General features: G+C 65.9%; 7 protein-coding genes. 4 read left to right on the top strand and 3 right to left on the bottom strand.

Going from position 1 to position 6,213, the window contains the following annotated elements:
• Positions 1 to 1,110 (bottom strand): GTP 3',8-cyclase MoaA (moaA, locus tag P3W97_RS04615; protein ID WP_300844232.1); only part of this gene is annotated, 1,110 nt, incomplete at its 3' end.
• 79 nt (positions 1,111 to 1,189) lie between these two features.
• Here moaA and P3W97_RS04610 point away from each other — a divergent pair.
• On the top strand, positions 1,190 to 1,729 hold the full coding sequence (locus P3W97_RS04610) for a TlpA disulfide reductase family protein (protein WP_300844230.1): 540 nt from the start codon (positions 1,190 to 1,192) through the stop codon (positions 1,727 to 1,729).
• Between the two features lie 111 nt (positions 1,730 to 1,840).
• Positions 1,841 to 2,389 carry an inorganic diphosphatase gene (ppa, locus tag P3W97_RS04605; protein ID WP_300844228.1) on the top strand — a complete coding sequence of 183 codons (549 nt, stop codon included), beginning with the start codon at positions 1,841 to 1,843 and terminating at the stop codon, positions 2,387 to 2,389.
• Here the strand turns inward: ppa and P3W97_RS04600 are convergent.
• Positions 2,377 to 3,594 (bottom strand): GNAT family N-acetyltransferase, encoded by a 1,218-nt coding sequence (locus P3W97_RS04600; RefSeq protein ID WP_300844226.1) that lies wholly within the window; start codon positions 3,592 to 3,594, stop codon positions 2,377 to 2,379. The genes ppa and P3W97_RS04600 overlap by 13 nt on opposite strands.
• Here P3W97_RS04600 and P3W97_RS04595 point away from each other — a divergent pair.
• Both P3W97_RS04595 and P3W97_RS04590 read left to right on the top strand, forming a co-directional pair.
• The gene (locus tag P3W97_RS04595; RefSeq protein WP_300844224.1) at positions 3,593 to 5,284 is read left to right on the top strand and encodes an NAD+ synthase; all 1,692 of its coding nucleotides are present in this window, start codon (positions 3,593 to 3,595) and stop codon (positions 5,282 to 5,284) included. The two genes, P3W97_RS04600 and P3W97_RS04595, sit on opposite strands and share 2 nt — an antisense overlap.
• 122 nt (positions 5,285 to 5,406) lie before the next feature.
• Positions 5,407 to 5,745, top strand: a complete 339-nt coding sequence (locus P3W97_RS04590) for a P-II family nitrogen regulator (RefSeq protein WP_300844222.1) — start codon at positions 5,407 to 5,409, stop codon at positions 5,743 to 5,745.
• 84 nt (positions 5,746 to 5,829) lie between these two features.
• Here P3W97_RS04590 and P3W97_RS04585 read toward each other — a convergent pair.
• Positions 5,830 to 6,213 (bottom strand): RDD family protein (locus P3W97_RS04585; RefSeq protein WP_300844220.1); only part of this gene is annotated, 384 nt, incomplete at its 5' end.

Raw genomic sequence — 6,213 nt, 5'->3', positions numbered from 1 at the left:
CGTGCGGCGCGTCTCGGGTGGCAGCAAAGCGCGGATCTCGGAGTAGCGGTCGGCGCGTTGGCTCCAGATGGCCGCCAGCGACGCGGTGATCTCGGTGTCGCTGGCACCGCTGCGCAGCAGGGCGCGCAAATCATAGCCTTGTTCGGCAAACAGGCACAGATACAGCCGCCCCTCGGTCGACAGACGTGCGCGGTTGCACTCGCGGCAGAAGGCCCGCGTGACGCTGCTGATGAAGCCGACTTCCCCCAACGCCGGGTCGTGGTGGCCGTCAGCGTCAGCGTAACCCCAGCGCTCGGCGGTTTCGCCGGGGCTGCTGGGCTGCAGAGGCACCAGCGCGAAGGTCTGCTGGAGCCGGGCCAGTACCTCGGCACTGGGCAGCACCTCGTCCATGCACCAGCCGTTGGAGCAGCCCACGTCCATGTACTCGATGAAGCGCAGCGCGATGCCGCTGCCGCGAAAATGTCGCGCCATCGGCACGATCTGGTCGTCGTTGGTACCGCGCTTGACCACCATATTGACCTTGATCGGCGCCAGGCCTGCATCCTGCGCGGCAGCAATGCCGTCCAGCACCTGTGCGACCGGAAAGCCCACGTCGTTCATGCGCTGGAACACCACGTCATCCAGGGCGTCCAGGCTGACGGTCACCCGCCGCAGACCAGCGTCGCGCAGCGCGCGCGCCTTGCGCTTGAGCAGACTGCCGTTGGTGGTCAGTGTCAGCTCTGGGGGCGTGCCGTCCACCGTGCGCAAGCCCGCGAGCATCTCCACCAGCCGCTCGACGTCCTTGCGCAGCAACGGTTCGCCGCCGGTCAGGCGGATCTTGCGCACTCCTTGGGCGAGGAAGAGGCGCGCCAGCCGCGTGATCTCCTCGAAGGTCAGCAGATCGGCATGCGGCAGATAGGGGTAATCTTTGCCGAATACCTCTTTTGGCATGCAGTAGCTGCAGCGAAAATTGCAGCGGTCGGTGACGCTGATGCGCAGGTCGCGCAGCGGCCGCTTCAGACGGTCGAGCAGGGACTTGTCGCTCGTCGCCAGAGCGGTCGGACGGGGGGTGGGCAATGCCGGAGCGCGCGGGTTGCGCTGGTCGTACAGGGGGATGACACGTTCGGCCATGGCGCGATAGATTATCGCGTGACGGTGGCTGTGGCGCGGGTGGGGTTTCCACCCGGCTCGGCTGTGCAGGAGTGATGCGATGTCGATCAACCGACGCCGATGGCTGTTACAGGCGGGGGCGCTCTGCCTGACCGCAAATAGCGTGTCCGGCAGAGCGCAGCCAGCCGAGGCGGCGGCTGCCGAGGCCAAAGCCCCGCCGCTGCCGGCGTTGGGGGCGCCGTGGACTGTGCCGGCGATGGAACTGCTCGATGGCAGCCGCTTCGAGCCGGCAGGTGCCGAGGGCCAGGTGCTGGTGCTGTACTGGTGGGCCAGCACCTGCCCGTTTTGTGCCGTCACGACGCCGCTGCTCAACGCGTTCTGGCAGCGCCACCGCCAGCGCCCCGGCTGGCAGTTGTTGACCCTGTCGATCGACCGCACGCGCGAGGCGGCCCTGCGTTACATGCAGCAGCGCGGCTACGCATTTTCGTGTGCATGGGTCACGCGCGACGTCCAGCGCGCCATGCCCAAGCCAAAGGGGCTGCCGATCACCCTGGTGCGCGGGCGCGATGGCCGCATCCTGATGGCCGAGCGCGGTCAACTCTTTGCAGAAGACATTGACACCATCGCGCAGTGGTTGTGAGTGTGTTGCCGAACTGCGCTACGCCACCGCCAGCGCCAGCCCGTCAGGCTCGTGCCAGTAAAATCGGTCAGACTTTGCGATCTGTTTACTTTTTCTTGGAACTGCGCACCCATGTCCCTCCATCAAGTCTCCGCAGGCGACAAGATCCCCGACGCCTTCAACGTCGTCATCGAAATTTCGATGCATGGCGACCCCATCAAATACGAAGTCGACAAGGCTTCGGGTGCCATCTTCGTGGATCGCTTCATGAACACGGCCATGCACTACCCGACCAACTACGGGTTTGTGCCCAAGACGCTGTCAGGCGACGGCGATCCCGTGGACGTGTTGGTCATCACCCCTGTGCCGTTGCCGCCGGGGGTGGTGGTGACATGTCGGCCACTCGGTATTCTCAAAATGGAAGACGAAGGCGGGGTCGATGGCAAGGTGCTGGCGGTGCCGACCGACAAAATCTTGCCGCTGTACTCGCACTGGAAGACCTACGAAGACCTCAACCCCGCGCGCCTGAAGACGATCGAGCATTTCTTCGAGCACTACAAGGATCTCGACTCCGGCAAGTGGGTCAAGGTGCTCGGCTGGGGTTCGGTGGAGGAGGCGTGCCAGGAAGTGCTCTCTGGCGTGCAGGCCTATGAGGCCCAGCGGAGCGCTCAGGGCGCCTGACGATAGGGTGAGTGCGCCTGCAGCGCCTCGCGGTAACCCTGCACCGCCAAGCGTTCGCGCACCAGATAGTCTTCCACCGCCTCCGCAAAGGCGGGGTGCGCCAGCCAGTGGCGGCTGTGTACCACCGTTGGCAGCAGGGCGCGAGCGACCTTATGCTCGCCCTGCGCGCCGCCTTCAAAGCGCTCGACACCGTGCGTCAGGCACCAAATCAGCGGTTGGTAGTAGCACGCCTCGAAGTGCAGGCAGTCCACGCGTGCCACCGCCCCCCAATCGCGACCGTAGGCCGCAGCGGGTGACGCGCCGTCGTCGCTGAGGGCCACCAGGCTGGCCGCGATCGGTGCACCCGCGGCATCGCGGGCCGTGAACATCAGCCACTGCTGCGGCAAGGCTGCCGCGACCGCGCGGAAAAACGCGTCGTTGAGATACGGCGCATTGCCGTGCTCGTGGTAGGTTTGGCGGTAGCAGCGGACGAAAAAAGCCCAGTCCTCGGCCGTGATCTGCGCGCCCCGGCGCGCCTCGAAGGTCACGCCCGCATCGGCCACCTTGCGCCGTTCTTGGCGAATTTTCTTGCGCTTGTCGTGGCTGAGGCTGGCCAGAAAATCCTCCCAGTCGGTCAATCGGCCGCCGCGCGCCGGATGCCGGTTGTGCCAGTGGAATTGCACCGTCTCGCGGGCCAGCATGGCGGATGCATCCGCCGCAGCGCAGTCGGCGTCTGTCCCCAGCAGGATGTGCAGCGATGACAAGCCCAGCGCGCGGGCATGAGCCAGCAGCGCCTGCACCAGCGCGATGCGGGCGGCCTCATCGCGGGCCAACAGGCGCGGCCCTGCCACGGGAGTAAAGGGCACCGCAACCACGCCCTTGGGGTAGTAGCGCACCCCATGTCGGCGGTAGGCGTCGGCCCACGCCCAGTCGAACACGTATTCACCGTAAGAATGCGTCTTGATGTACAACGGTGCGGCAGCGACCAGCGAGCCATGCGCGCGCGACCACAGCGTCACCCAATGCGGCGCCCATCCAGTGGCGGCCGTGGCGCAGCCGCTGTCGTGCAGCGCCGCCAAATACTCGTGGCGCATGAACGGCCCGCAGGCTCGGCCCTCCGGCTGGGCATGCAGCAGTGCATTCCATTCCTGAGCCGGCACCGCATGCGGGTCGTGCACCACCCGGGTGACATAATCCGCGCTTTCAGAGGACGTCGGGGCATCCATGGCGATCAAGATCGGGGTGGCGCAGTGCAATTTCGTGGTGGGTGACCTGGTCGGCAACGCTCGCCGCATCATCGACGCCGCGCACGCGGCACACGCCCAGGGCGTGCAGGTGCTGCTGACGCCGGAACTGGCCATTTGCGGCTACGCCGCCGAAGACCTGTTTTTGCGACCCGCGTTCGTCGACGCCTGCGATGATGCCGTGCAATCGGTCGCCGCGCAGACCGCGGGCTTGAAAGGCCTGCACATCGTGGTGGGACAGCCACTGCCTGCCCCCGATTCATCGGCACTGTCCGCTGGCCGCAGCGTGGGCCGCACCCCCTGCCTAAATGCGGCAAGCGTTCTGTGCGAAGGCCGCATCACGCACCGCTATGCCAAGCGCGAATTGCCGAACTCCCAGGTATTCGACGAGCGGCGCTATTTCGTGCCCGGTGATCGTCCCTGCGTATTCGAAGTGGCCCATGCCGGGCGCACGCACCGCATGGGATTGTTGATCTGCGAGGACGCCTGGCATGCCCGTCCAGCGGCAGAGACGGTGGATGCGGGTGCCGACGTTCTGTGTGTCATCAACGCCTCGCCGTTTCATATCGGCAAGGGCGATGAGCGCGAGCGCGCCATGCGCGAGCGCGTCCAGCAAACGGGGCGACCCTTGGTCTATGCCCATCTGGTCGGCGGCCAGGACGAAATCGTCTTCGAGGGGCGCAGCTTCGCGCTCGATGCGCACGGTGCGGTGGCGGCTCGCGCGCCCAGTTTCGCCGAAGATTTGCTGGTCGTGGATGTGGACGACGGCCCCAGCGGCTGGACGGTGCAGGGACCCATCGCGTCCGTGCCCTCGATCGAGTCGGACCTGTGGCACGCGCTGGTTCTGGGCACGCGCGACTATGTGTGCAAAAACGGCTTTCCCGGTGCGATCATCGGGCTGTCCGGGGGCATCGACTCGGCGCTGGTATTGGCGATTGCCGTCGATGCGCTCGGGCCCGATGCAGTGTGGGCCTGCATGATGCCGTCACCGTATACGGCCGACATCTCGCGGCTGGACGCGCGCGAGATGGCGGCCCGGCTGGGCGTGCGCTATGACGAGATCGCGATCGGGCCTATTTTCGAGGGGTTTCTGGCGGCGCTGGGCCCCCTGTTCGAAGGGCGGCCGGCCGACACCGCGGAAGAAAACCTGCAGGCGCGCATCCGCGGCACGCTGCTCATGGGGCTGTCCAACAAGTTTGGCCACATGGTGCTGACCACCGGCAACAAGAGCGAGCTGGCCACCGGTTACTGCACGCTCTATGGCGACATGGCGGGCGGCTTTGCCGTCATCAAGGACGTCACCAAGACCTGGGTTTGGCGCCTGGCGCGCTGGCGCAATGCGAACGATCCGTTTGGACGCGGGAGCAATCCGATCCCCGAGCGCATCATTGCCCGGCCGCCCAGCGCTGAACTGCGCCCCGACCAAAAGGACCAAGATACCTTGCCGCCTTACGATGTGCTGGACGGCATCGTCGAGCGCTACATGGAAAACGACCGCAGTCCGGCGCAGATCGTGGCCGAGGGCTTTCCCGCAGCGGCGGTGGAACAAGTGGTGCGGCTGATTCGCATCAACGAATACAAGCGGCGCCAAGCGCCGGTGGGCATTCGCGTCACGCACCGCAGCTTCGGTAAAGACTGGCGCTACCCCAACACCAACCGCTGGCGGGGGTGAGCTGAGGTGCCATCCGGCCCAAAATCCTGTTGCGATATGGTAGATTCAAGCGGTGGACGGCCAGACCGTCCTCGTCTGTCGTGGCCCGCAGGGTACCCATTGCCGTCTCGGAGTCGTCCCGCATGAAGCAGATTACCACCGTCATCAAACCGTTCAAACTGGAAGAGGTGCGTGAAGCGCTGGCCGAGCAGGGTGTGACGGGCTTGACGGTGACCGAGGTCAAGGGCTTTGGCCGCCAGAAGGGGCACACCGAACTCTACCGAGGCGCCGAGTACGTGGTGGACTTTTTGCCCAAGGTGCGCATCGATGTGGTGGTGCGCGACGGCGATGTGGATCGCTGCATCGATGCCATCGTGCGCGCGGCGCGCACCGGCAAAATCGGCGACGGCAAGATTTTTGTCACCCCCATCGAAAAGGTGATCCGCATCCGCACGGGCGAGGAAGACGATGCCGCCGTCTAATCCCGCAATAGACCGCAACTGACGCGCAACCCCAAAGGGGTGCGGGCGGCGATGTGCAGGCGCGCCCGCGTCCCGGGGCGGCATTCAGGTGATGGCTGGCGGTGGGCTCGCGCAGCGTGTTGCGCGGCAATCGATGAGCCGGGTTCCCGCCCAGGCGTCGTGCCAAAACTGCCGCTCGGGATGAAAGCGTGCCAGCACGGCCCAGATGGCGATCCATCCACCCAGCAGCACGACCCCTTCCAGCGCGGACCATCCCATGGCTTCGCGCAGCGCCAGCGGCGGCAGGAACCAGGTCCACGACAGCAGGTAGCGCAGCAAGGCGCGCGCCTGGGTCAGTGGCCGCCCCTGACGGTCCACCACACGGATATGCCAGGTCTTCATGGCCAGCGTTTGGCCCTTGTGCCAAAACCAGGTGAAGTACACCCCCAGCACGGCGAACAAAAAGGCCTGCTGCAGGTGCCGGTTGTC

Origin of the sequence: Tepidimonas sp. (assembly GCF_029335975.1) — a bacterium.
In the GTDB taxonomy this organism is placed as follows: domain Bacteria; phylum Pseudomonadota; class Gammaproteobacteria; order Burkholderiales; family Burkholderiaceae_C; genus Tepidimonas.
This window is presented reverse-complemented; position numbering and strand designations above follow the sequence as displayed.